The sequence below is a fragment of the Paraburkholderia sp. PAMB 6770 genome, from assembly GCF_057748135.1.
This window is the reverse complement of record NZ_CM173238.1, coordinates 836,674-860,752: the sequence shown is the minus strand read 5'-3', so window position 1 is coordinate 860,752 and position 24,079 is coordinate 836,674. Positions and strand designations below refer to the sequence as shown.

At 69.5% G+C, this 24,079-nt stretch carries 20 protein-coding genes; 13 read left to right on the top strand and 7 right to left on the bottom strand.

All coding sequences use genetic code 11. From position 1 onward, the window contains the following. Window positions 1-111: 111 nt before the first annotated feature. The 3 genes from aroC to AC3AP7_RS04055 all read right to left on the bottom strand — a co-directional run bounded on the left by aroC (window position 112) and on the right by AC3AP7_RS04055 (window position 4,039). Window positions 112-1,221: a chorismate synthase gene (aroC, locus tag AC3AP7_RS04065; protein WP_475765320.1), complete on the bottom strand. Its 1,110-nt coding sequence runs from the start codon at window positions 1,219-1,221 to the stop codon at window positions 112-114. Between the two features lie 74 nt (window positions 1,222-1,295). Continuing rightward, the gene (locus AC3AP7_RS04060) at window positions 1,296-3,230 is read right to left on the bottom strand and encodes an MFS transporter (RefSeq protein ID WP_475765322.1); all 1,935 of its coding nucleotides are present in this window, start codon (window positions 3,228-3,230) and stop codon (window positions 1,296-1,298) included. 350 nt (window positions 3,231-3,580) lie between these two features. Next, window positions 3,581-4,039, bottom strand: coding sequence for a CBS domain-containing protein (locus AC3AP7_RS04055; protein WP_475765324.1), 459 nt, complete (start codon window positions 4,037-4,039; stop codon window positions 3,581-3,583). Window positions 4,040-4,241: 202 nt separating this feature from the next. Between AC3AP7_RS04055 and AC3AP7_RS04050 the strand changes: the two genes are divergently transcribed. The 3 genes from AC3AP7_RS04050 to AC3AP7_RS04040 all read left to right on the top strand — a co-directional run bounded on the left by AC3AP7_RS04050 (window position 4,242) and on the right by AC3AP7_RS04040 (window position 6,919). After that, complete coding sequence (locus AC3AP7_RS04050; protein WP_475767789.1) at window positions 4,242-5,582, top strand: O-acetylhomoserine aminocarboxypropyltransferase; 1,341 nt, start codon at window positions 4,242-4,244, stop codon at window positions 5,580-5,582. Next, window positions 5,579-6,415, top strand: coding sequence for an alpha/beta fold hydrolase (locus AC3AP7_RS04045; protein ID WP_475765326.1), 837 nt, complete (start codon window positions 5,579-5,581; stop codon window positions 6,413-6,415). Before AC3AP7_RS04050 ends, AC3AP7_RS04045 begins: the two co-directional genes overlap by 4 nt. A 183-nt stretch (window positions 6,416-6,598) precedes the next feature. After that, the gene (locus AC3AP7_RS04040; protein WP_475767791.1) at window positions 6,599-6,919 is read left to right on the top strand and encodes an Mpo1-like protein; all 321 of its coding nucleotides are present in this window, start codon (window positions 6,599-6,601) and stop codon (window positions 6,917-6,919) included. A 42-nt stretch (window positions 6,920-6,961) separates the two neighbouring features. Here AC3AP7_RS04040 and AC3AP7_RS04035 read toward each other — a convergent pair whose 3' ends face one another. Continuing rightward, on the bottom strand, window positions 6,962-8,275 hold the full coding sequence (locus AC3AP7_RS04035) for a YihY family inner membrane protein (RefSeq protein ID WP_475765328.1): 1,314 nt from the start codon (window positions 8,273-8,275) through the stop codon (window positions 6,962-6,964). A 119-nt stretch (window positions 8,276-8,394) separates the two neighbouring features. Between AC3AP7_RS04035 and wrbA the strand changes: the two genes are divergently transcribed. Genes wrbA through AC3AP7_RS04015 form a run of 4 tightly spaced genes read left to right on the top strand, consistent with a single transcriptional unit; the run spans window position 8,395 to window position 11,734 of the window. After that, window positions 8,395-8,997, top strand: coding sequence for an NAD(P)H:quinone oxidoreductase (gene wrbA, locus AC3AP7_RS04030; RefSeq protein ID WP_475765329.1), 603 nt, complete (start codon window positions 8,395-8,397; stop codon window positions 8,995-8,997). Further along, complete coding sequence (locus tag AC3AP7_RS04025) at window positions 8,994-9,410, top strand: DUF2069 domain-containing protein (protein WP_475765331.1); 417 nt, start codon at window positions 8,994-8,996, stop codon at window positions 9,408-9,410. Before wrbA ends, AC3AP7_RS04025 begins: the two co-directional genes overlap by 4 nt. Before the next feature lie 32 nt (window positions 9,411-9,442). Then, complete coding sequence (locus AC3AP7_RS04020) at window positions 9,443-10,882, top strand: FAD-binding oxidoreductase (protein ID WP_475765333.1); 1,440 nt, start codon at window positions 9,443-9,445, stop codon at window positions 10,880-10,882. Window positions 10,883-10,912: 30 nt separating this feature from the next. After that, window positions 10,913-11,734: a metallophosphoesterase gene (locus AC3AP7_RS04015; protein WP_475765335.1), complete on the top strand. Its 822-nt coding sequence runs from the start codon at window positions 10,913-10,915 to the stop codon at window positions 11,732-11,734. A 78-nt stretch (window positions 11,735-11,812) separates the two neighbouring features. Here AC3AP7_RS04015 and AC3AP7_RS04010 read toward each other — a convergent pair whose 3' ends face one another. Together AC3AP7_RS04010 and AC3AP7_RS04005 are read right to left on the bottom strand one after the other, a co-directional pair. Continuing rightward, window positions 11,813-11,953, bottom strand: a complete 141-nt coding sequence (locus AC3AP7_RS04010; protein ID WP_475765337.1) for a hypothetical protein — start codon at window positions 11,951-11,953, stop codon at window positions 11,813-11,815. Between the two features lie 164 nt (window positions 11,954-12,117). Further along, a complete protein-coding gene (locus tag AC3AP7_RS04005; RefSeq protein WP_475765338.1) occupies window positions 12,118-13,056 on the bottom strand; it encodes a LysR family transcriptional regulator in 939 nt (312 codons plus the stop codon). A gap of 155 nt (window positions 13,057-13,211) precedes the next feature. Here AC3AP7_RS04005 and AC3AP7_RS04000 point away from each other — a divergent pair, with 155 nt between their 5' ends. The 4 genes from AC3AP7_RS04000 to AC3AP7_RS03985 are packed head-to-tail and all read left to right on the top strand — an operon-like array spanning window position 13,212 to window position 18,226. Continuing rightward, window positions 13,212-14,930 carry an efflux transporter outer membrane subunit gene (locus AC3AP7_RS04000; RefSeq protein ID WP_475765340.1) on the top strand — a complete coding sequence of 573 codons (1,719 nt, stop codon included), beginning with the start codon at window positions 13,212-13,214 and terminating at the stop codon, window positions 14,928-14,930. A 9-nt stretch (window positions 14,931-14,939) separates the two neighbouring features. Next, window positions 14,940-17,159, top strand: a complete 2,220-nt coding sequence (locus AC3AP7_RS03995; protein ID WP_475765342.1) for an FUSC family protein — start codon at window positions 14,940-14,942, stop codon at window positions 17,157-17,159. Continuing rightward, window positions 17,149-17,349 (top strand): DUF1656 domain-containing protein, encoded by a 201-nt coding sequence (locus tag AC3AP7_RS03990; protein WP_475765344.1) that lies wholly within the window; start codon window positions 17,149-17,151, stop codon window positions 17,347-17,349. The genes AC3AP7_RS03995 and AC3AP7_RS03990 overlap by 11 nt, the downstream gene beginning before the upstream one ends. 13 nt (window positions 17,350-17,362) lie before the next feature. Next, on the top strand, window positions 17,363-18,226 hold the full coding sequence (locus AC3AP7_RS03985; protein ID WP_475765346.1) for an efflux RND transporter periplasmic adaptor subunit: 864 nt from the start codon (window positions 17,363-17,365) through the stop codon (window positions 18,224-18,226). Between the two features lie 131 nt (window positions 18,227-18,357). On the opposite strand, the gene AC3AP7_RS03980 is transcribed toward AC3AP7_RS03985, so the two are convergent. Beyond that, entirely contained in the window at window positions 18,358-20,031 is a 1,674-nt protein-coding gene (locus AC3AP7_RS03980; RefSeq protein WP_475765348.1) for a methyl-accepting chemotaxis protein, read from the bottom strand. Window positions 20,032-20,457: 426 nt separating this feature from the next. On the opposite strand from AC3AP7_RS03980, the gene AC3AP7_RS03975 reads away from it, so the two are divergent. Both AC3AP7_RS03975 and AC3AP7_RS03970 read left to right on the top strand, forming a co-directional pair. Further along, window positions 20,458-21,696, top strand: a complete 1,239-nt coding sequence (locus tag AC3AP7_RS03975) for an MFS transporter (protein ID WP_475765350.1) — start codon at window positions 20,458-20,460, stop codon at window positions 21,694-21,696. A gap of 319 nt (window positions 21,697-22,015) precedes the next feature. Next, window positions 22,016-23,920 carry a propionate--CoA ligase gene (locus tag AC3AP7_RS03970; protein WP_475765352.1) on the top strand — a complete coding sequence of 635 codons (1,905 nt, stop codon included), beginning with the start codon at window positions 22,016-22,018 and terminating at the stop codon, window positions 23,918-23,920. The last annotated feature ends 159 nt before the right edge of the window (window positions 23,921-24,079 follow it).

Below are 24,079 nucleotides of genomic sequence, written 5' to 3'. Positions count from 1 at the left end.
CAGGCGAACGCGTCCGGCACGCATTCTCGCGTCGAATGAAAAAGCACCGCTCCAGGCGGCGCTTTTTCGTGGTGAGGCACCGCCATGCGGACCCCGACGCGTGCGGCGCGGCTACGATGCCGAAGGCGCGCGCGCCGCGATCTTCGGCGTACTCACTTCGACGTCGCCGCATTGGGCGCGATGGCGCAGCGCGTGGTCGATCAGCACCAGCGCGAGCATCGCCTCCGCGATCGGCGTCGCGCGAATCCCGACACACGGATCGTGACGCCCGAACGTCTCGACGACAGCGGGCTGGCCCGCCTTGTCGATCGAACGCCGCGGCGTGCGGATGCTCGACGTCGGCTTGATCGCAATCGACACCGTGATGTCCTGTCCGGTCGAGATGCCGCCGAGCACGCCCCCCGCGTGATTGCCGACGAACCCCTCCGGCGTCAGCTCGTCGCCGTGCACGGAGCCGCGCTGCGCGACGCTCGCGAAACCGGCGCCAATCTCGACGCCCTTCACTGCGTTGATGCCCATCATCGCGTGTGCGATATCGGCGTCGAGCCGGTCGAACAGCGGTTCGCCGAGCCCGACCGGCACGCCGGAGGCCACCACGTTGATCCGCGCGCCGATCGAGTCGCCGTCCTTGCGCAATGCATCCATGTACGCTTCGAGTTGCGGCACGATCTGCACGTTCGGCACGAAAAACGGATTCTCGCGCACGTGCGCCCAGTCGACGAACGGCACGTCGATCTCCCCGAGCGCCGCCATGTAGCCGCGAATCTCGGTGCCGAACCGCTCGCGCAGCCACTTCTTCGCGACGGCGCCGGCGGCCACCGTCGGCGCCGTCAGACGGGCGGACGAGCGGCCGCCGCCGCGATAGTCGCGAATGCCGTATTTCTGCCAGTAGGTGTAGTCGGCGTGTCCGGGACGAAAGGTTTCCGCAATGTTGCCGTAGTCCTTGCTGCGCTGATCGGTGTTGCGGATCACCAGCGCGATCGGCGCGCCGGTGGTCACGCCTTCGAATACGCCCGACAGGACCTCGACCTTGTCCTCCTCCTGGCGCTGCGTGACGTGGCGCGACGTCCCCGGCTTGCGACGGTCGAGTTCGAGCTGGATGTCGCTTTCGGCGAGCGCCATGCCCGGCGGGCAGCCGTCGATCACGCAGCCGATGGCGGGACCATGCGATTCGCCGAAGGTCGTAACGGTGAAGAGCGTACCAAGCGTATTGCCGGACATGAGCGTCGTCCAAATGAAATGCGGGAAGACCGCTATTATGCCAGCGCGGCCCGGCCGCCGCCGGGCGCGCCCGGTCAGCGGCGCGCGCCGCGCAGCTCGGCGACGCGTTGCTGCAGCACCTGCGGCGACGCCTGCTGCGGCTCGAGCGGCTCGCCGACCGCCAGCGTCAGCCGGCTCATCACGCCCCGCTGGACCGGCCGCGGCCAGTGCACGTCGGGCGCACGCGAAAAGACGCTGCCCCACAGGCCGCGCAGCGCCATCGGCACCACCGGCACCGGGGAGCGCCCGAGAATCTCGGCCACGCCGTGGCGAAACGGGTTCATCTCGCCGTCGCGCGTGAGCTTGCCTTCGGGAAAGATGCACACGAGTTCGCCCTGCGCAAGCGCCTCGGCACAGCGGTCGTAGGCACGCGCGAGCAACGCCGCGTCCTCGTGCGCGGGCGCGATCGGAATCGCGTTTGCGTGACGGAACAGCCAGCCGGCAAACGGCGTGCGGAAGATGCGGTGATCCATCACGAAGCGGATCGGCCGCGGACTTTCGGCCATGATCACAAGCGCGTCGACATAGCTCACGTGGTTGCACACGAGCACCGCGCCGCCCTCCTCCGGAATCCGTTCCGCATGCACGAGACGGATGCGGTAGAACGTGTGCACCAGCAGCCACGCGACGAAACGCAGCAGGAACGCCGGCGCGAGTCCGTAGATGTACGCGGCGACCGCGACGTTCAGCAGCGCGGTGACGAGGAAAATCCCCGGAATCCCGACACCCGCCGCGCTCAGCGCGATCGCGAGCAGCGCCGACACGATCATGAACAGCGAATTCAGGATATTGTTCGCCGCGATGATGCGGGCGCGATGGCTCGGCTGGCTGAGATTCTGGATCAGCGCGTAGAGCGGCACGCTGTAGAAGCCGCCGAACATCGCGAGCAGAAACAGGTCGGCGAGCACGCGCCAGTTCGCCGGCACCGCAAGGAACGCGCCGACCCCGAGCAGCGCGCCGGCGGCCGGCCGCGCGTGGCTCGCGAAAAACAGGTCGATGGCGAACACGCTGATGCCGATCGAGCCGAGCGGCACGAGACCGATCTCGATGCGCCGCTTCGAGAGCCGCTCGCACAACAGCGAGCCGGTTCCGATCCCGACCGAGAACGTCGCCAGCAGCACGGTCACGACGTCGGGACTCGCCGACAGGACGTCTTTCGCAAAACGGAAAAACGACGACAGAAACGTCGCACCGACGAACCACAGCCACGAAATGCCGAGCAGGCTCAGGAAGACCGTCCGGTTCTCGCGCGCGATCCGCAGGTTGCGCCAGGTTTCGCTGAACGGATTCCAGTTGATGCGCAACTGCGGCTGCGGCGCGGGCGTACGCGGCACGCCCGCCGAGACGCCGCGCCCGACGAGCGCGATCGCGATGCACAGGCCCGCCAGCACGGCGGCGCCGTGCGCGGGCAGCGCCGCGGCCTCGCCGCCCGCGATCGTGCCGAGCAGGATCGCGACGAACGTGCCCATCTCGACGAGGCCGTTGCCGCCGACCAGTTCGGTCTTGCCGAGATGCTGGGGCAGATACGCATATTTGACGGGGCCGAACAGCGTCGAATGCACCCCCATCAGGAACGTGCACAGATAGAGCAGCGGCGCGCTGTACAGCCAGAAGCCGGCGCCGCCGGTCAGCATCACCGCGATCTCGAAGGTCTTGACGAGACGGGTGAGCGTCGCCTTGTCGTATTTGTCGGCAATCTGGCCGGAGGTTGCCGAGAACAGCACGAAAGGCAGGATGAAGATAGCCGCGATGAGGAACGCGGCCGTCCCCGCGTCGACGCCGGAGAAGCGCGCGCTCTGGTACGTCACGAGCGACGTGAAACCGATCTTGAAGACGTTGTCGTTCATCGCGCCGAGGAACTGGGTCCAGAAGAATGGCGCGAACCGCCGCTCGCCGAGCAGCCGGAACTGGGAGTCGTGCGCTTCGCCGCGGGCAGCCCGGCGGGCAGAAGGCAAGGAACGATCGCTCATGAGAGTCAGTGCAGTGAGGACGCGCCGGCAGCCGGCCGGCACGATGGGCGCGCTATGCGCAATGGATGAGTCCGGCGCACGTCGCCGGCGTACCACCGCCCCGCCGGGATGACGGACCCCGGCGACAGCGCGATGAAACGGGCGCGACGCTATGCCGGCGGACGGAGCCGAAACGGCACCCGGTCAGGTCCTGCTGGCGACCGGCCCGGCGGCCGGCGCCCCGCCTGCGGGACTGGAAGAGACCGTGCAAAGGCAAAACGGGGCGGCACGGGACAACACGGCGCGACGCGAGGCAACCGCAACAGCCGCCGCAGCCCTCGCAGCGCCCGCGGGAACGCAGCGGGGCGCGGCTAGCGGGCCTGCTGCTGCTCGGGTTCTTCGGGCCAGTCGCGAATGTAGGCTTTGAGCATCCGGTTCTCGAACCCCTGCTCCTCGACCACCGCCTTCGCGACGTCGTAGAACGAGATCACGCCCATCAGCGTGCGGCTCTCCATGACCGGCAGATAGCGCACATGGTGTTCCAGCATGATGCGCCGCACTTCGTTCACATCCGTTTCCGGGGTGCAGGTGATCGGATGGTCGTCCATCACCCTGCGGATTGTCGCGGTGCCCACGCTGCCGTCATGCTTGCTGAGCGTCTGGATGATCTCGCGAAACGTCAGCATGCCGACCAGATCGCCATATTCCATGACAACCAGCGAACCGATGTCGTGCTCCGCCATCGTGTTGACTGCGTCGTGCAGCGGCGTATCCGGCGTAACCGTAAAAAGCGTGTTGCCCTTGACCTTGAGAATGTCGCTGACTCGCATGGTTGTCTCCTGTGCATCCGGTAGAGCCGTTAATCCTGAACCGACTTTTGATCCTAGCTGAAAGACCTGTAAAAGAAAAGCGACGCCGCCACCCGCCGGCCCTCGCGCGGCCCGCCCGGAGGGCTTGATGCCGGGCGCCGCGGTGATACGATGGCCACCACGTTCACCGTTCGCGGAACCGTCCGTGGTTCCGCCGCCCAGGATGCCCGCCAACCGCTTCGACACGCTTGCGCTGCATGCCGGCGCCGCCCCCGACCCCACGACCGGCGCGCGCGCGACGCCGATCTACCAGAGCACGTCGTTTGCCTTTCGCGATACCGACCACGCGGCCGCGCTGTTCAACATGGAGCGCGCGGGACATGTGTACTCGCGCCTTTCCAACCCGACAGTCGCCGTCTTCGAGGAACGGGTCGCGGCGCTCGAAAACGGCGCCGGCGCGATCGGCACCGCGAGCGGCCAGGCGGCGCTGCACCTCGCGATCGCCACGCTGATGGGCGCCGGCTCTCACATCGTCGCCTCCAGCGCGCTGTATGGCGGCTCGCACAACCTGCTGCACTACACGCTGCGGCGCTTCGGCATCGAAACCACGTTCGTGAAGCCGGGCGATCTGGCCGCCTGGCGCGCGGCGCTCCGCCCGAACACCCGGCTGCTGTTCGGCGAAACCCTCGGCAACCCGGGGCTCGACGTGCTCGACATCGCGGCGCTCGCAGACATCGCGCATCGCCAGCGCGTGCCGCTGCTGGTCGACTCGACGTTCACGACGCCCTGGCTGCTGAAGCCGTTCGAGCATGGCGCCGACCTCGTCTACCACTCGGCAACCAAGTTCCTCGGCGGCCACGGCACGACGATCGGCGGCGTGCTGGTCGACGGCGGTACCTTCGACTTCGCGGCCTCCGGGCGCTTTCCCGAGCTCACCGAGCCTTATGAGGGCTTTCACGGCATGGTCTTCGCCGAGGAAAGCACGGTTGCGCCGTTCCTGCTGCGCGCCCGCCGCGAGGGGTTGCGCGACTTCGGCGCGTGCCTGCATCCGCAGGCCGCCTGGCAACTGCTGCAGGGCATCGAGACCCTGCCGCTGCGCATGGCACGCCACGTCGAGAACACCCGCAAGGTGGTCGAATTCCTCGCGGCCCAGCCGGCCGTCGAATCCGTCGCCTACCCGGAGTTGCCGTCGCACCCCGATCACGCACTCGCGCGGCGCCTTCTGCCGCGCGGCGCGGGCGCCGTCTTCAGCTTCAACCTGCGCGGCGACCGCGCCACGGGCCAGCGCTTCATCGAGGCGCTCGCGCTGTTCTCGCATCTGGCCAACGTCGGCGACGCACGTTCGCTCGTGATCCATCCGGCCTCCACCACGCACTTCCGGATGGATGCCGCCGCGCTGGCCGCGGCCGGCATCGCCGAAGGCACGATCCGCCTGTCGATCGGCCTCGAAGATCCGGACGACCTGATCGACGACCTCAAGCGCGCACTGAAGGCCGCGACGAAGGCCGCGGGCGGATCTGCGGGCAGGTCGACCCACGCTGCCGCGCGCAAGGAATCCGCATGATCCTCGACGTTCACGGCAGCGCGGCCTACGCGTATACCGGCGGCAAGCCGTTCGACCCTGCGCTGCCATGCGCGGTCTTCATTCACGGCGCCGAGCACGATCACAGCATCTGGGCGCTGCAAAGCCGCTACTTCGCGCATCACGGCTTCGGCGTGCTCGCGCCCGACCTGCCAGGCCACTGCCGTAGCGCCGGTCCGGCGCTGACCCGGATCGACGCGCTGGCCGACTGGCTGGCGGCCCTGCTCGACGCGGCCGGCGTCGCGCGCGCCTGCGTGATCGGCCACAGCATGGGCTCGCTCGTCGCGCTCGATTTCGCCGCCCGCTACCCCGCCCGCGCCACCCATCTGGCGCTCGTCGCCACCGCGGTGCCCATGACGGTGTCCGACGCGCTGCTCGACGCGGCGCTGCACCGCGAACCGGACGCGATCGCGATGGTCAACGGCTGGTCGCACGCCCCGCTTGCCGCCGCACCGGCCAACCCCGTGCCCGGCTTCTGGTTGCGCGGGATGAACCAGCGACTGATGGAGCGTGTGTCAGCCACAGGCGAGCCCGGCCTCTTTCACACCGATTTCGCGGCCTGCCACGGCTACGCAGACGGCCTCGCGCGGGCCGCACAGGTGCGCTGCCCGGTACGCCTGCTGGTCGGCCGGCACGATGTGATGACGCCGCCGCGTTCGGCCCGAGCCCTTGCCGGCGTGCTCGGCCAGTCCAGCCCGCAGGTAGACACGGTCACGCTCGACGCCGGCCACGCCATGATGACCGAGCAGCCCGATGCAACACTCGACGCGCTGTTCGCCTTCGCCTGCACACACTCCGCTGCCCCACCGCCTTGACGATAGCGGCGCCGCGCCGCGTGCACCATCGGCCGGACGGCCAGGTTGCGCGGAACACGCGATCGCAGCACAATGAATCCAGACCCGCATGCCTTGCGCGTGCGGGCGCCGCCATGCCCGGTGCACGGCGCACGCAGAGGCGTGCGGTCACGCAGGCGGCGGGAGCAGAAAAGGGAGGTCATGATGGCGCACACCACACACACCGACCACTTCGCCAGTTTCGCGGAGTTCTATCCGTTCTATCTGGGCGAGCACCGCAACCCCGTGTGCCGGCGCCTGCACTTCATCGGCTCGCTCGGCGTCATCGGCTGTCTCGCGATGGCGTTTGCAACCGACAGCTGGCTGTGGCTGCCGGCAGCGGTCATTTGTGGCTACGGGTTCGCGTGGATCGGACATTTCTTCTTCGAGAAGAACCGCCCCGCCACCTTCAGGCACCCTGTGTATAGCCTGATGGGCGACTGTGTGATGTTCAGGGACATCTGCACCGGCAAGATTTCGCTGTAGCGGCAGCGGCACGGACACGCCCGCGCGCGCCGCGCTGCCCGCTTACGCGGGCTGATGCGGTATCGCCGCGCCGTGGCCCGCCGCGGGCTGATTGCGTGCGCCGCGCGTCAGCGCGCGCGCCGCCACCAGCGTCGCAAGCGACACCTTCAGCCGGTCGCTTTCGAGCGCCGAGAGCAGTATCCGGGCGTCCACGCGGGTCGACTCCAGGTTCAGCTGGTAGGCGAGTTCCGCGCGATCGATCACGAACCGGTCGAACAGCCGCTCGACCGTCACCTGATCCGGATTGGCCAGCAGTACGAAGCGTGGCGCCTCGCCGTCGTCCTCGAGACGCGCGATCCATTCGATCTCTTCGAGCGTCGCCAGCAGGCGGGTCACGGTATCGGCGTCGCGGCGCAGCTTGCGTCCGAGATCGTGCACCGTGTAGCCGCGCGCCCCGGCCTCGCGCGCCTCGGAAAGCCGCGCGAGCAGCTCGAGCGCGTCGAACAGGTCGCTGCCCGCGAAGCGCGGCCGGTGGAACTGGCCAATCCGGATCGCCGGCAGCGCCGACACGATCGTCGCGCCGGCGAGCGTAATGAACCAGCTCAGGTACATCCAGAGCAGGAACATCGGCACCGCGGCGAATGCGCCGTAGACGGCCGTATAGGTCGGAATATGGCGGACGTAGTAGCCAAAGCCGCGCTTGGCCAGCTCGAACGCGACCGCCGCCGCGACGCCGCCAACCAGCGCATCGCGCCACTCGACGCGGCAGTTCGGCAAGTACACGTAGAGCATCGTGAACGCAAGCGCGGTGAACGGCAGCGTCGCGCCCGCCAGCGCCCATGAGATCAGCGGCGTCACGTGCTGTGCCGCGCCGAATGCCATCGAACGGGTGAACAGATACGACGAGATCGACAGGCTGAACCCGATCAGCACCGGCCCGAGCGTGACCACCGCCCAGTAAGCCAGCACGCGCTGCGCGAGCGGGCGCGGCTTGCGCACGCGCCAGATCACGTTGAAGGCCGACTCCACGGTCATCATTGTCATCACCGCGGTGACGAACAGCACGATCATGCCCATCGTCGTCAGGCCCTTGGCCTTCGCGGCGAACTGGTTCAGGTACTTGAAGATCTGGTCGTTGAATTGCGCCGGCATCAGGTGATCGGCCAGAAATCCCTGTAGCGAGACCTGGAACGACGCGAAGATCGGAAACGCGGTGAACAGCGCGAACGCCACGGTCGCAAGCGGCACGAGCGCCAGCATGGTCGTGAACGTGAGACTGCCCGCGACCTGCGCGATGCGGTCCTCGCCGCAGCGCGTCGCCGCGAAGCGCGCGAGACGTTTGAGCGTATCGAGGTCGAAACGCACCCTGGCCAACACGCTCACCTCCCCGTTGCGTAAAGCACGTACCGCACGCGCGTCCCTCCCGCACCGGCCGTTCGGCCGATGGGCGCCGCCGCGGACCCACCCCTATAATACCCGTTCACTTCTTCCCGCCCATGAAAGACATTCTCGTGCTTTATTACAGCCGGCATGGCGCGACGCGCGAACTCGCGCGCGCGATCGCGCAAGGCGTCGACAGCGTGCCCGGCATGCAGGCGCGCGTGCGCACCGTGCCGGCCGTGTCGGCCGTATGCGAGGCCAGCGCGCCCGAGATACCGCAGGACGGCCCGCCTTATGCGGAACTGCGCGATCTCGAGGAGTGCGCGGGCCTCGCGCTCGGTTCGCCCACCCGCTTCGGCAACATGGCCGCTTCGCTCAAGTATTTTCTCGACGGGACGACGCCCCAATGGCTGTCCGGCGCGCTGGCCGGCAAGCCGGCGTGCGTTTTCACGTCCACCGGCAGCCTGCACGGCGGCCAGGAGTCGACGCTGCTGTCGATGATGCTGCCGCTGCTGCATCACGGAATGCTGCTGGTCGGCATCCCGTACACCGAAAGCGCGCTGAGCACGACCCAGGCCGGCGGCACGCCATACGGCGCATCGCATTTCGCCCGCGCGCAGCACGCGCAACAAGGCCTCACCGCGGACGAAAAAGCGCTCGCCGTCGCGCTCGGCGCGCGTGTCGCGCGAACCGCGGCAGCCCTGGGCGAGCGCCCGTGAACACGCGACACGGCAGCGCGGACTCTGCGGCGCGCGCGTCGGCGCACGACCCCGCCGCGCTCGCGCGCCCGTGGGCCGCGCGCGGCGCCGGCGCGACACTCGTGCTGCTGATCGCGCTCGCCATCGCATGGGAGTGGCGGCTCGCCCCGCTGCGCCCCGGCGGCTCCGCCCTCGTTCTCAAGGCCGTGCCGCTGCTGCTCGCGCTGCCCGGCGTGTTGCGCGCGCGGCTCTATACGCTGCAGTGGGCGTCGATGCTGATCCTGCTGTACATGGCCGAAGGCATCGTGCGCGGCATGACCGACCGCGGCGGGTCCGCGTCGCTGGGCTGGCTCGAAACGCTGCTCGCGGTGGGTTTCTTCGTCTGCGCGCTCGCGTACGTCGCGCCGTTCAAACGCGCGGCGCGGCGCCGCTGATCAGCCCCCCCCGTTTCCGTGGAACCCCCGTCATGACCGAATCTCCTGCCCGCGCCGCCCCATCCGCCTTTGTCGCCGCGTGCCGCCAGGCAATCGGCGCCGCCCACGTGCTTACCGACCCGCACGACGTCGCGCCGTACCTGACCGACTGGCGCCGCCGCTACACCGGCGCGGCGCTCGCGGTGCTGTGTCCCGCGGACGCCGCCGAGGTCGCCGCGCTGGTGCGGCTTGCCTTCTCGCATCGCATCGCGCTCGTGCCGCAGGGCGGCAACACCGGCCTCGCCGGCGGCGCCACGCCCGACGCGAGCGGTCGTCAGGCGGTGCTGAGCCTGCGCCGCCTGAACCGCGTGCGCGACGTCGATCCGCACAACAACACGATCACCGTCGAAGCCGGCGTGATCCTCGCCGAAGTGCAGGCGCGCGCCGAGGCGGCCGGCCGCCTGTTCCCGCTGAGCCTCGCCGCCGAAGGCAGCTGCACGATCGGCGGCAATCTGTCGACCAACGCCGGCGGCACCGGGGTGCTGCGCTATGGCAACACGCGCGAGCTGTGTCTCGGCCTCGAAGTCGTGACCGCGCAAGGCGAGCTGTGGGACGGACTGCGCGGGCTGCGCAAGGACAATACCGGATACGACCTGCGCGACCTGTTCATCGGCGCGGAGGGCACGCTCGGCATCATCACGGCCGCGGTACTGAAGCTCCACCCGCTGCCGGCCGCGCGCGTCACGGCGCTCGCCGCACTCGCGTCGCCCCATGCGGCGCTCGACTTCCTCGCGCTCGCGCAACAGGTCACGGGGCCGCTGCTGACCGGCTTCGAACTGATGTCGGATGTCTGTCTGAAGCTCGTCGGCCGGCATTTTCCGGCGATGCGCTACCCGTTCGACACCTCGCATCCGCAGGTCGTGCTGCTCGAACTGTCGGACAGCGAGAGCGAAGTCCACGCGCGTGCGCTGTTCGAACAACTGATGGAAACCGCACTCGAACAGGGTCTCGTCGCGGACGCGGTGGTGGCCGAAAATCTCGCCCAGTCGCAGGCGTTCTGGAACCTGCGCGAGCATATTCCGCTCGCGCAAGCCGAGGAAGGGCTGAACATCAAGCACGACATCGCGGTGCCGATCTCGCGGATCGGCCACTTCATCGACGAGACGGACGCGCTGATCGCCGCGGCCGCGCCGGGTGCGAGAATGGTCACGTTCGGCCATCTCGGCGACGGCAATCTGCACTACAACGTGCAGGCGCCCGAGGGCGTCGACGCCGGGACCTTCCTCGCCGGCTTCCAGACGAAGATCAACGGCATCGTCTACGACAGCGTACACCGGCACCGCGGCAGCATCAGCGCGGAACACGGGCTCGGCCAGTTGAAAGTGGACGAGGCGGCGCACTACAAGCAGCCCGTCGAGGTGCAGCTGATGCGCGCGCTCAAGCAGGCGCTCGATCCGCTGAACCTGATGAATCCCGGCAAGGTGCTACGCTAGGCCCATTCGCAGCGAACCGGAGTGCTGTCCGTGAAGATCCGCGTGCTGTCCGATCTGCATCTGGAATGCGACGAACCCGAACTGATCCCGCATGCGCCGGCCGACCTGATCGTGCTGGCCGGCGACATCCACAACCACGCGGCCGGCCCGCGCTGGGCCGCACAGACCTTTGACGGCGCGGCGCCGGTCGTCTACGTGCCGGGCAATCACGAATACTACGACGGCGAATTCGGCGCGCTCGAAGTCGCGCTGCACGATGCGGGCGCGGCGGTCGACGACGTGCACGTGCTGAACAATGCGACGCTCGTCGGACCCGAGCGCGCGTGGCGTGTGCTCGGCACGACGCTCTGGAGCGACTTCGCGCTCTACGGCGCCGACGCCGCCGCACGCGCGGACGCCATGCGCGCGGCCCAGAGCGTCATGCTGGATTTTCGCGGCCCGATCCAGGTGAGCTGGCCGCGCGGCGCTCATGCAGCCCCCGGCGACCCGGACCCGCGCAATTTCACGCCGGCTGACGCGCTCGCGCTGCACGAGCACGCGCGCGCGTGGCTCGCCGCCGAACTGGCGAAACCGTTCGCCGGCAAGACGATCGTCGTCACGCACCACGCGCCGCACCGGCTGAGCCTCGCGGCGCGTTATGCGGACGACCGGGTGTCGGCGGGATTCGTGAGCCATCTGCCGGAGCTGGTGCGCGCGCCGGTCGCACTCTGGGTGCACGGGCACACGCACACCGCATTCGACTACACGGTGAACGGCACGCGCGTAGTGTGCAATCCGCGCGGCTATCGCGACCGGCGGAGCGGACAGTGGGAGAATCCGCTGTTCGCGTGGGACAAGGTGGTGGAAATCTAGCGGGGCGGTGGAAATCGAGCGCGGCTGGAGAGCCGGCCGGCGTGTGACGCCGGCCGGCGCGCATCGCGCGCCGCGAACCTAGCGTTGCCGGGTGGACCGACGGCCGACGCGCACCGGTACCAGATGCTGTGCGCGCGCGCTGCGCAGCAGGTTGCGCGATGCGGCCACGCCGATCAGTCCGAGCATGACGGCCAGGCCGATGAGCAGATGCAGGTTCATGATGTCCTCTTGATTTCACGCGATTCGGGGTGCCGGAGCGCACCGCATGCGGCCGACCCCGAGGCTTCATGCAACGGTATCAAATCGCCCGCGCGCGAGACGTAAGGAAATGTTGCGATGCCACCCCTATCTGTAACAGCGCGCCGGCGGCCCGGCGCGGCCTGTCACGTGCGGGCGAAGCGGCGCAGCTCGGCCTGATCGGTCGCGAGCGTCGCCGGCAGTTCGTCGCGCAGGAACTCGACCCACGTGCGGATCTTCGCGTCGAGATACTGGCGCGACGCGTAGAGCGCATACAGGTTCATTTCCTGCGACGTGTACTCCGGCATCACCCAGACCAGCTGGCCGCTGCGCAGGCCGCTGATCGCCGAGTAGGTCGGCAGCAGCCCGATGCCCATGCCCTCGCGCACCGCCACCGCCAGCGCCTCGGCGACATTCACCTGGAAGCTCGCCGGACCGAGCGCGAAGCGCGCTTCGCCGTCCGGGCCGTCGAAGATCCACTGGTCCGGCGGGAACACCGGCGTGAGCATCTGCAGGCAGGTGTGACGCGCGAGATCCGCGGGCTTTTGCGGCACCCCGTGGCGCTCCAGATAAGCCGGCGACGCGCACGCAATGCTGAACGCGCTGCCCAGCCGCTGCGACACCAGGCCCGAATCGGGCAGCGCCTGCGCGAGCACGAGCGTCACGTCATAGCCTTCGTCGAGCATGTCCGGCACCCGCTGCGCGAGCGTCAGCTCGATGCTCACGTCCGGATAGCGCTGCTGGTACCGCCCCACCGACGGCACCACGTAGTGCTGGCCGAAGCTCGTCATCGCATGCACTTTCAGCTTGCCGGACGGACGCGCGTGCGCGTCGCCCGCCTCCGCCTCGGCCTGGTCGACATACGCGAGGATCTGCTCGCAGCGCTGCAGGTAACGCTCGCCCGCCTCGGTGAGCGCGATGCGCCGGGTCGTGCGGTTCAGCAGCCGGGTGCGCAGATGCGCTTCGAGATCCGACACCGCGCGCGACGCATAAGCGGTCGTCGTATTCAGATGCTGCGCGGCACCCGTGAAGCTGCCGGCTTCGACGACGCGAACAAACACGCGCATGTTTTGAAGCGTATCCATACGTATCCTTACCGAGACGGCCGAATTGTTACACGTCCTGCAACAGCAATTCTCTCATAACCCGTAAAAATGCCTTGCATTTTTACGGGTTATTCACGAATCCCCTGAAAAATATAATAACGCACAGGTTTCTATAGTCAATTAAGGGATAAATCGTGCTGTCTCCGGTACGAAACGGGATTGCAGCCTTCGTGGCTCTTACAATCTCATTAACAATCGCAGGTTGCGCCAGTACCGGCGGACGGGTGCCGCACGCGCACCTGCCCAATCCGGCCGCGCTCGACGCCGGCGCGGCGCTGCGCAGCGCCAATACCGATGCGCGGTGGCCCGCCACCGACTGGTGGCGCGCATACGGCGACCCGCAACTGAACGCGTGGATCGACACCGCGCTCGCCGACAATCCGTCGCTCGCGGTTGCGCAAGCGCGCGTGCGCGCCGCGCAGTCGCTCGCGGGCGTCGCCCAGGCCGCGCTCGCGCCGCAGGTGGAGGGCAACCTGTCGCTGCAACGCCAGCATTGGCCGGACAACCTCTATTACGGCCCGGGATCGCTCGCCGACGCCAACACCTACAACAACACCGGCTCGCTGACGCTGTCCTGGCATCCCGACCTGTGGGGCCAGGACCGCAACAGCGCGGAACGCGCCCTCGACACCGCGCATGCGAGCGCCGCCGACGCGCGCGCCGCGCAACTCGAACTCGAAGCGAACGTCGTGCGCGCGTACGTCGGGCTGTCCATGAACTACGCGCTGCTCGACATCGCGCGCACGACGCTCGCGCAGCAGGAGCAGATCGTGACGCTCGCGACGCGGCGGCTGCGCGGCGGCCTCGGCACGCAACTCGAAGTGAGCGAAGCGCAAACGCCGCTCCCCGAGTACGCGCGCCAGATCGACGAACTCGAAGAAAATATCGCGCTCGCGCGCAACCAGCTCGCCGCGCTTGCCGGCAAGGGGCCCGGCGCGGGCGATGCGATCGCGCGGCCCACGCTGTCGCTGCTCGCGCCGGCCGGTCTGCCGTCGACGCTGCCGGCCGACCTGCTCGGCCACCGGCCCGACGTGGTCGCCGCGCGCTGGCGCGTGGCCGCGCAGGCACGCGGCATCGACGTCGCCCACGCCCGCTTCTACCCGGACATCAACCTGCTCGCGTCGCTCGGCGGCTACGCAGCCGCCGGACCGCTGTTCCAGTTCCTGCACGCGGCCAACGGCGGCTGGAGCGCGGGACCCGCGCTGTCGCTGCCGATCTTCGACGGCGGCCGTCTGCGCGCGCAACTGGGCGCCGCCGACGCCGGCTACGACGCAGCCGTCGCGCAATACAACCAGACCCTCGTCGACGCGCTGAAGGACGTCGCCGACCAGATCGTGCGGATCCGCTCGCTCGACGCGCAGCGGCGCGACGCCGCGCGCTCGGTCGACACGGCGCAGCGCAATGACGCGCTGTCGAAAGCCAGCTACCAGCGCGGCCTGAGCGACTACCTGAACGTGCTCGTCGCGCAAAACCAGTTGTTGCGCGCGCAACAGGGCGTCGCGCGCATCGCCGCGGCGCGGCTTGCCGCGCAGGCGTCGCTGATGACCGCGCTCGGCGGCGGCCTCGCCGCGCCCGCCGACAGCCCGCCAGCCGCGCAAACGCGACCCGCGCAGCGCAGCCCGCTCGAAGCGCTCGCAGCGCGCCTGCCCGGAACGGCCGCCTCTGTGCCTGCCTCTGTGCCTGCCTCTGTGCCTGCCTCTGTGCCTGCCTCTGTGCCTGCCTCTGTGCCTGCCGCCGCATCCACATTTGCGCCAACGCAAGAACACCGGCAGAACCCGAAGCAGGCGCCCGCGCAGGCGCAAAGCGCAACTGACGCCGCCACCGGCGCGCCCTACGCGTCCTACACGCAATAGGGCCGCCCCATGTCCGTCCCCCGTTCCCCCGCCCCGCGAGCGGCGCTCGCGTTCGCGGCGCTGCGCGCCGCCGCCGTCGACTGGGCCCGCACCGACGGCCTGACCTGGCTGTACATCGCGAAGGCGCTGACGGCTGCGTTCCTCGCGCTCGGCATCGCGATGAAGCTCGACCTGCCGCAGCCGCGCACCGCGATGACCACCGTGTTCATCCTGATGACGCAACAAAGCGGCCGCGTGCTCGCGAAGAGCTTCTACCGGTTCTGCGGCACGCTCGTCGGGCTGGTCGTGATGCTCGTGCTGATCGGCCTGTTCGCACAGCAACCGGTGCTGTTCATTGCGTCGACGGCGATCTGGGTCGGCATCTGCACCGCCGGCGCGGCGCGCAACCGCAATTTCCGCTCGTACGGCTTCGTCCTTGCGGGCTACACGGCCGCGCTGATCGGCATTCCCGCCTCGCAGCATCCGGACGGCGCCTACATGTCGGCGCTCACGCGGGTCGCCGAAATCACGCTCGGCATCGTCTGCTCGGGCGCGGTGAGCGCGCTGCTGTTCCCGCAGCACGCCGGCGAGCAGATGCGCTCGACCGTGCGCGCGCGCTTCAGTGCGTTTGTCGACCACGTGGGTGCGTCGCTCGCGGGCCGCGTCGAGCGCGCGCAGATCGAAGCGGCGCATGCGCGCTTCGTCGCCGATATCGTCGGCTTCGAGGCCACCCGCAGCGTCGCGGTGTTCGAGAGCCCGGAGGCCCGGATGCGCAGCGGCCGGCTGTCGCGGCTGAACAGCGAATTCATGAGCGCGTCGACGCGCTTTCACACGCTGCATCAGTTGATGAACCGGCTGCGCGCAGCCGGCGCGCACGCCGCGATCGACGCGCTCGAACCGTACTTCCGGGAGATCGCGCCGCTACTCGACAAGTCCGGCGAACCCGTGCGCAGCGCCGCCGATGCCGGACACGCGGCCGCCCAGCTCGACGGCTACCGCGCCGCGCTGCCGCAGCGGATTCGCGCAACGCGCGCGACGCTCGCCGCGCACGGCGACGCATCGCTGCTCGACTTCGACACCGCGGCCGAACTGCTCGCCCGCTTCGTCGACGACCTGCACGCCTACGCGGCCACCTATGCCTCGCTCGCGGTCGACACGCACGAGCGCGAACGCTGGATCGAGCGCTACACGCCGAAGACCAACGCACTGGCAGCCGTCATCGGCGGGCTGCGCGCCGCGCTGGTCGTGATGCTGCTCGGCGCGTTCTGGATCGCAACCGCGTGGCCGAGCGGCGTGTCGCTCGTGCTCACCGGCGCGGCCACCTGCGCGCTCGCGAGCGGCTCGCCGTACCCTGCCCGGATGGCCGCGCAGATGGCGGCCGGCACGACGCTCGCGGCGCTCGTCGGGTTTGCCGCGATGTTCGGCGCGTATCCGCATATCGAAGGCTTCGCGCTGCTGTGCGTCGCGCTCACGCCCTGCCTCGCGCTCGGCGTGTTCATGACGACCCGCCCGACGCTGCTCGGCTACGGCTTCGGCTATTGCGTGTTCTTCTGCACGCTCGCCGGCCCCGACAACCTGCTGCACTACGATCCGACCGCCTTCATGAACGACGCGGTGGCGATCGTGCTGGCGATGATCGTCACCGCGCTCGTCTGCGCGACGCTGCTGCCGCCGTCCACGCCGTGGCTGCGCAACCGCCTGCTGATCGATCTGCGCCGCGCGGTGGCGAGCGCCTGCCACGCGCGCCTCACGCGCGTCGAGCGGCTGCGCACGCGCTTCGAGAGCGGCACGCGCGACCTGCTGTTCCAGATCCAGGCGCTCGCGGAAGGCGAGCCCGCGTACCGGCTCGACACGCTGCGCTGGCTGTTCGCGGTGCTCGAAGTCGGCACCGCGGTGCTCGACCTGCGCGCCGACCTCGCGACGCTGCCGCCCGCGCCGCGTCACGCTGCATCGACGCCCTGGCGCGCGGCCGAACGCACGCTGCGCCGCGCGCTCGCCGCGCTGTTCGAGCGCCCCGACGCGGCGCGCCTCGCCGCCGCGCGCGCCGCAACCGATGCCGCGATCGCCGCGCTGCAGCCGGTGCTGCACGCCGATGCGCCGTCGCCGTCGTGCGACGCGCGCGACCCGCTGCCGCGCATCCTCAGCCAGTTGCATTTCATCCGCACCGCGCTGCTCGACGCGCAGTCGCCGCTCGCCGCGTTCGCGGCCGCGCAGCCCGATGCCTCATCAGGAGTTCGCCATGCCGCGTGAAATCGCCCTCCTCGACGCATACGTGCCCACCATCGTGCTGCTATGCCTCGCCGGCGCGGCGCTCACCTGGTTCGTCGACCGCGCGCTCGCGTGGCTCGGCCTGTACCGCATCGTGTGGCACCCGAACCTGTTCCGGGCGAGCCTGCTTGTCTGTGTCTGCGGCGCGCTGTCGCTCGCCGTTTATCGTTGATCAGAGTCGAATCATGACCATCCGAAACATTGTGGGTTTTGTTGCGACCGTGGCCCTTTTCGCCGTCGCGATCCTTGTCGGCCGTACCGTGTGGGTGCACTACATGGATGCACCGTGGACGCGCGACGCGCGCGTGCGCGCCGACGTCATCAACGTCGCGCCGGACGTGTCGGGCGAAGTCGTCGCGGTGCCCGTGCACGACAACCAGTTCGTGAAGCAGGGCGATCTGCTGATGCAGATCGACCCGTCGCATTACCGGATCGCGGTCGAGCAGGCCGAAGCCGCGGTCGCCGCGCGCAAGGCCGAGCTGCAGATGCGCGTCGACGATGCGCGGCGCCGCGCCGACATGGACAGCCTCGTCGTATCGAAGGAGAACCGCGAGAACGCCGCCCATACCGCGCTCGCCGCGCAGGCGGCCTACCAGCAGGCGCTCGCCGCGCTCGACGCCGCGAAGCTGAACCTCGCGCGCACGCGGGTCGTCGCGCCGACCGACGGCTACGTGACCAACCTCGCGGTGTTCCGCGGCGACTACGCGAGCGCCGGCGCCGCGCGGCTCGCACTCGTCGACAGTCATTCGTTCTGGGTCTACGGCTACTTCGAGGAGACCAAGCTGCCACGCGTGAAGGTCGGCGACGCCGCGCAGATCCGGCTGATGAGCGGCGGCGTGCTGCAGGGCCACGTCGAAAGCATCTCGCGCGGCATCTACGACCGCGACAATCCGCAAAGCCGCGAACTGCTCGCCGACGTGAATCCGACCTTCAACTGGGTACGCCTCGCGCAGCGGGTGCCGGTGCGCATCCGGATCGACCGCGTGCCGGACGGCATCACGCTGTCGGCCGGCACGACCTGCACGGTGGTCGTGCAGCCGAAGGGCTGAGCCGCGCAGCCGGCGGGCGCGCGAGCGACGCGCGCGGTATGTGCGCGGTATGTGCACCGTATGCGCACGGCACAAGCGTACGATGCGGCGCGCCGTCAACCGGCCCGGCCGCGCGCGCTCACGCCGCCCGCTCAGGGCGCGCCGGCCAGCCTGAACTGGCCGACCAGCGCCTTCAGCGACTTCGCCTGATCGTCGAGCGAGCGCGCCGCCGCCGCGGCCTGCTCGACGAGCGCCGCGTTCTGCTGCGTGCCCGCGTCCATCTGCGACACCGCGACGCTGATCGCGTCGATGCCGCTGCTCTGCTCGGCCGAGGCCGCGGAGATTTCTCCCATGATGTCGGTCACGCGCTTGACCGCCTTCACGACCTCCTCCATCGTCTGACCGGCGTCCTGCGCGAGCGCCGAGCCGTTGCCGACGCGTTCGAGCGACGCGCTGATCAGCGTCTTGATCTCCTTGGCCGCGGACGCGCTGCGCTGCGCGAGATTGCGCACCTCGCCGGCGACCACCGAGAAGCCGCGGCCCTCTTCGCCGGCGCGCGCCGCCTCGACCGCCGCGTTCAACGCGAGGATGTTGGTCTGGAACGCGATCCCCTCGATCACGCCGATGATGTCGCCGATGCTCTTCGCGCTCGCGTCGATCTCGCCCATCGTCGCGACGACGCGCCCGACCACCTCGCCGCCCTTCTCGGCGATCGCCGACGCGTTGTCGGCCAGCGTGCTCGCCTGCTTCGCGTTGTCCGCGTTCTGCCGCACCGTCGACGTGAGCTGCTCCATGTTCGACGCGGTGCGCTCGAGCGCCATCGCCTGCTGCTCGGTGCGCTGCGACAGATCGAGATTGCCCATCGAGATTTCGCCCGACGCGGTGGCGATCGCATCGGCGCTCGCCGCGATGTCGGCCACGGTCGTCGACAGCCCGCCCTGCATGTCGCGCAGCGCCGACAGCATGCTCGCGCGGTCGTTGCGCGCGAGCGCGATCGGGTTCGACAGGTCGCCCGCCGCGATCCGGCTCGCAATCTCCTTCGCGTAGCCCGGCTCGCCGCCCAGCTGACGCGCGAGCCGCCGCACGACCCACTCGCTCGTCGCGAACGCGAACACGAACAGGCCGAGCGTCATGCCGGCGATCATCACGAACGACGAGTGGAAGATGAACGCCGACGTGGCGATCGTCGCCTTCGCCTCGATGCCGCGCTCGTCGACGATCTGGTCGATCGTCTTTTCGAGCTTGCCGGTCTCGACGAACAGCGACACGTCCTGCATGCCGACCTGCCAGGCCATCTGCGACAGGTCGAGCGACTGCGCCTTCACGAGCGCAACGAAGGTGCGCAGGTGATCGCGCCAGGCCGTCACGGCGTCGGCGAAGCGCTTCTGTTCGGCCACCTGCTTCGCGTCGGCTGAATTGGTGTAGCGCTGCAGCGTCGCGATCTGCGTCGACAGCCCCGCGAGGCTCGTTTCGATGTCGGCGCCCAGTTCGTCGCGCTCGCGCTGGGTCGTCGCGGTGAGCAGCATCTTCTGCGCGCGGCTGGCACGCAGCATGTCGCCGCGCGCCTCTTCGGCGGCGCGGCTCGCGACGTGCCCCTGCACGTAGATCGACTGCGCCGACGCGTTCAGACGGCTGATCTGCGCGAGCGAAAACACGCCGATCAGCAACGTGCCGACCAGCACCAGCGCAAACGCGAGCCGCAACGTCGCCTTCACCGACAGGCGGGCAAGCCGCGACGGCGCTTTCGGCTTCGCGGCGCCGCCCGCGGGCGCCCCCGGCGCGACGAACCCCACGGCCCCGCGGCCACCGAGCGATACAGCTTTCATGGATCTGGTCCCCTCAGTTCGACCGGCCGGCGAGATCGATCCCGGCCAGTCAGGTTGTCTTCTCGGGTCTACGGCAGCCGCGGCGCTCATCTTTAGCGCCGCCGCGTCGACCCGGGCGCGGCGGCGCCTGTTTGGCGCGCGCCTGCGAGCGGCTTTATACATGGCCAAAATTCCGCCGGCAGCCTGGCAATGCTGCCAGGACGCACGCGCCGGCGGGAGGCGGCGTATCCTGCCGCAATGGACGCCCGTGAACGCCGCTGGACGCCCGCGCGGCGAAGCATCGGAGGATTGACCGATTCTCGACAAAAGTTGTCGCGCGGTTTCACGTCGGCCACATTACACTTTTGGGGAATCACGAAAGGTTCGCGGCCGCGCCAGGCGGGCGTCGCGCATCGTGCCCCTCCTCCCGTTTCCGGTGTCACGCGTATGCAAACCAGTCTCGACAAAGGCGCCCTGCCCGGCGCCGGCCAGTCCGCCGTCGCGCGGGCGCAGCGCACGGTCTACCCGATCCTCGGTGCGATCAGCTTCTCGCACATGATGAACGACATGATCCAGTCGCTGATCCTCGCGATCTATCCGATGTTCAAGGATCTGTTCACGCTGTCGTTCGGGCAGATCGGCCTGATCACGCTCACGTACCAGATCACCGCGTCGATGCTGCAACCGCTGATCGGCATCTACACGGACAAGCATCCGAAGCCATTCTCGCTGCCGGTCGGGATGGGCTTCACGCTGTGCGGGCTCGCGCTGATGTCGGTCGCGCCGAACTTCGGCGTGCTGCTCGTCGCCGCGGCGCTGGTCGGCTGCGGCTCGTCGGTGTTTCATCCGGAATCGTCGCGGGTCGCGCGGATGGCCTCGGGCGGCCGCCACGGCCTCGCGCAGTCGCTGTTCCAGGTGGGCGGCAACGCGGGCACCGCGCTCGGCCCGCTGCTCGCCGCGCTGATCGTGATTCCGCACGGCCAGCGCAGCATCGCGTGGTTCTCGGTTGCGGCGCTCGTCGCGATCGTCGTGCTCGTGCAGATCGGCCGCTGGTACCGGCAGCACCCGGCCGCGAAAAAGGCGCGCGCCGCGCAGCCCGCGCATGCGACGCTGACGCGCGGCCGCGTCGCGCTCGCGCTCGGCGTGCTCGTGATGCTGGTGTTCTCGAAGTACTTCTACCTCGCGAGCATCAACAGCTACTTCACGTTCTACCTGATCGACCGCTTCCATCTGCCGGTGCAGGCCGCGCAGATCCACCTGTTCGTGTTCCTCGCCGCAGTGGCCGCGGGCACCGTGATCGGCGGCCCGATCGGCGACCGGATCGGCCGCAAGTACGTGATCTGGGTGTCGATCCTCGGCGTGGCGCCGTTCACGCTGCTGCTGCCGTATGCCAACCTGTTCTGGACCAGCGTGCTCACGATCGTCATCGGCGTGGTGCTCGCGTCGGCCTTCTCGGCGATCCTCGTGTATGCCCAGGAGCTGATTCCGGGCAAGGTCGGGATGATCGCGGGCCTGTTCTTCGGCTTCGCATTCGGGCTCGGCGGCATCGGCGCGGCGGTGCTCGGCCAGCTCGCGGACGCGACCAGCATCGAACACGTCTACAAGGTCTGCTCGTTCCTGCCGCTGCTCGGCGTGCTGACGGTGTTCCTGCCGAACCTCGAAAGCCGGCGCGCGAAACAGGCCTGATGCGCGGGCCGGGGCGCCGCGCGCGCCCCTAAGGAGAACCCGCGTTGCCCGCGGCCGCCGGCCTGCTCTATGCTTGAGCGCACGCGCCGCACGGGTGTCCCGTGAGCCGGTCTGCGCGCCGCGGGCCACGCTGTCGGGCGCGCCGTGGGGCACGCTATGGGGCACACTATGGGCCAATGGGGCGCACGGCGGGCCGCGCGGTCAGACACGCCGCCGGCCGCACGGTCAGACACGCCGCCGGCCCGTTGCGCAGCCGCCGTCCCCGGGTCGTTGTGCGGGGCGCGCGCGTCCGACCACGCTGCCCGGAGGATCGCCGCTCATGAACCGGTATCGCGAGTTCCACCGCCGCTCGATCGACGACCCTGACGCGTTCTGGCGCGACGAAGCGCGGCGCATCCACTGGGACGCGCCGTTCACGCAGGTGCTCGACCGCGCGAATCCGCCGTTTGCGCGCTGGTTCGTCGGCGGGCGCACCAACCTCTGCCACAACGCCGTCGACCGGCATCTCGACACGCGCGCCGCGCAGAACGCGCTCGTCTACGTGTCGACCGAGACCGGCATCGAGCGGCGCTACACGTACGCGCAACTGCACGCGGAAGTCAACCGGATGGCCGCCGTCATGCGTTCGCTCGGCGTGCGGCGCGGCGAACGCGTGCTGATCTACCTGCCGATGATTCCCGAAGCGGTGTTCGCGATGCTCGCGTGCGCGCGGCTCGGCGCGATCCACTCGGTGGTGTTCGGCGGATTCGCGGCGCCCAACCTCGCAGCCCGCATCGACGACGCGAAGCCGGTGCTGCTCGTCACTGCCGACGCGGGCGCGCGCGCCGGCAAGGTGGTCGAATATCTGCCGCTCGTCGACGAAGCGCTCGCGCGCGCCGCGCACCAGACCCCGCGCGTGCTGCTGATCGACCGGCAGCTTGCGCCGGAACGCCTCGACGCGAGCTATCTCGTCCCGTACGAGCCGCTGCGCGAGCGCTATTTCGACGCCTGGGTGCCATGCGAGTGGCTCGAATCGAACGAACCGTCCTACGTGCTCTACACGTCGGGCACGACCGGCCGGCCGAAGGGCGTGCAGCGCGACGTCGGCGGCTATGCGGTCGCGCTCGCCGCGTCGATGGACTACGTCTTCGAGGGCCGCGCGGGCGACACGATGTTCACCGCGTCGGACATCGGCTGGGTGGTCGGCCACAGCTACATCGTGTACGGGCCGCTGATCGCCGGGATGACGACGGTCCTCTACGAAGGCACGCCGGTCCGGCCGGATGCGGGCATCTGGTGGCGCCTCGTCGAGCAGCTCGGCGTGAACCTGATGTTCACCGCGCCGACCGCGCTGCGGGTGCTGAAGAAGCAGGATCCCGCCTACCTGAAGCAGGCCCGCCTGACGAGCCTGCGCACGCTGTTCCTCGCGGGCGAGCCGCTCGACGAACCGAGCGCCGCATGGATCGCCGGCGCGCTCGGCAAGCGGATCGTCGACAACTACTGGCAGACCGAAACCGGCTGGCCGATGCTCGCGATCCAGCACGGCATCGAGCCGCTGCCGGCGAAGCCCGGCTCGCCGGGCGTGCCGGTCTACGGCTACGACCTGACGCTGCGCAACGAGCAGACCGGCGCCCCGTGCGCACCCGGCGAAAAAGGCGTGATCACGCTCGGGTACCCGCTGCCGCCCGGCTGCATGACGACGGTCTGGGGCGACGATGCACGCTTCGTCGACACCTACTGGTCGGGCGTGCCCGGCCAGCTCGCGTACTCGACCTTCGACTGGGGCATCCGCGACGCCGACGGCTACGTGACGATCCTCGGCCGCACCGACGACGTGATCAACGTTGCCGGCCACCGGCTCGGCACGCGCGAGATCGAGGAGGCGCTGTCGAGCCACGCGGCCGTCGCTGAGGTCGCGGTGGTCGGCGTCGCCGATCCGCTGAAGGGACAGGTCGCGCTCGCGTTCGTCGTGCCGCGCGACGCCGGCCAGCATGCGACGCCCGCGGCGCGCGCGCAGCTCGAAGCGCAACTGGGCGCGACCGTCGACCGGCTGCTCGGCGCGATCGCGCGGCCCGCGCGCGTCCATCTGGTGTCGATGCTGCCGAAGACGCGCTCGGGCAAGCTGCTGCGGCGCGCGATCGCGGCCCTCGCGGAGGGGCGCGATCCGGGCGAGTTGCCGACCATCGAGGATCCGGCCGCGCTGCAGCAGGTGCGCGATGCGCTCGCCGCAGACGCGCGCGCGTAGTTCGCGGTTGGTTCACGCCTGGTTCACGCCTGGTTCGCGGTTGGTTCGCGGTTGGTTCGCGGTTGGTTCGCGCTTGGTTCGTGCCCGGTTCATGCCTGGTTCGCGGTTGGTTCGCGCCTGGTTCACGCCCGATTCGCGCCCGGTTCGCGTGGAGGCGAG

Coding starts and splice junctions, on each gene's coding strand:
- AC3AP7_RS04020 (WP_475765333.1), top strand. CDS start 9,443: ATGACCGAATCTCCTGCCCGCGCCGCCCCATCCGCCTTTGTCGCCGCG.
- AC3AP7_RS03995 (WP_475765342.1), top strand. CDS start 14,940: ATGTCCGTCCCCCGTTCCCCCGCCCCGCGAGCGGCGCTCGCGTTCGCG.
- AC3AP7_RS04055 (WP_475765324.1), bottom strand. CDS start 4,039: ATGCGAGTCAGCGACATTCTCAAGGTCAAGGGCAACACGCTTTTTACG.
- AC3AP7_RS03970 (WP_475765352.1), top strand. CDS start 22,016: ATGAACCGGTATCGCGAGTTCCACCGCCGCTCGATCGACGACCCTGAC.
- aroC (WP_475765320.1), bottom strand. CDS start 1,221: ATGTCCGGCAATACGCTTGGTACGCTCTTCACCGTTACGACCTTCGGC.
- AC3AP7_RS04045 (WP_475765326.1), top strand. CDS start 5,579: ATGATCCTCGACGTTCACGGCAGCGCGGCCTACGCGTATACCGGCGGC.
- AC3AP7_RS03980 (WP_475765348.1), bottom strand. CDS start 20,031: ATGAAAGCTGTATCGCTCGGTGGCCGCGGGGCCGTGGGGTTCGTCGCG.
- AC3AP7_RS04010 (WP_475765337.1), bottom strand. CDS start 11,953: ATGAACCTGCATCTGCTCATCGGCCTGGCCGTCATGCTCGGACTGATC.
- AC3AP7_RS03985 (WP_475765346.1), top strand. CDS start 17,363: ATGACCATCCGAAACATTGTGGGTTTTGTTGCGACCGTGGCCCTTTTC.
- wrbA (WP_475765329.1), top strand. CDS start 8,395: ATGAAAGACATTCTCGTGCTTTATTACAGCCGGCATGGCGCGACGCGC.
- AC3AP7_RS04060 (WP_475765322.1), bottom strand. CDS start 3,230: ATGAGCGATCGTTCCTTGCCTTCTGCCCGCCGGGCTGCCCGCGGCGAA.
- AC3AP7_RS04050 (WP_475767789.1), top strand. CDS start 4,242: ATGCCCGCCAACCGCTTCGACACGCTTGCGCTGCATGCCGGCGCCGCC.
- AC3AP7_RS04040 (WP_475767791.1), top strand. CDS start 6,599: ATGGCGCACACCACACACACCGACCACTTCGCCAGTTTCGCGGAGTTC.
- AC3AP7_RS03990 (WP_475765344.1), top strand. CDS start 17,149: ATGCCGCGTGAAATCGCCCTCCTCGACGCATACGTGCCCACCATCGTG.
- AC3AP7_RS04005 (WP_475765338.1), bottom strand. CDS start 13,056: ATGGATACGCTTCAAAACATGCGCGTGTTTGTTCGCGTCGTCGAAGCC.
- AC3AP7_RS03975 (WP_475765350.1), top strand. CDS start 20,458: ATGCAAACCAGTCTCGACAAAGGCGCCCTGCCCGGCGCCGGCCAGTCC.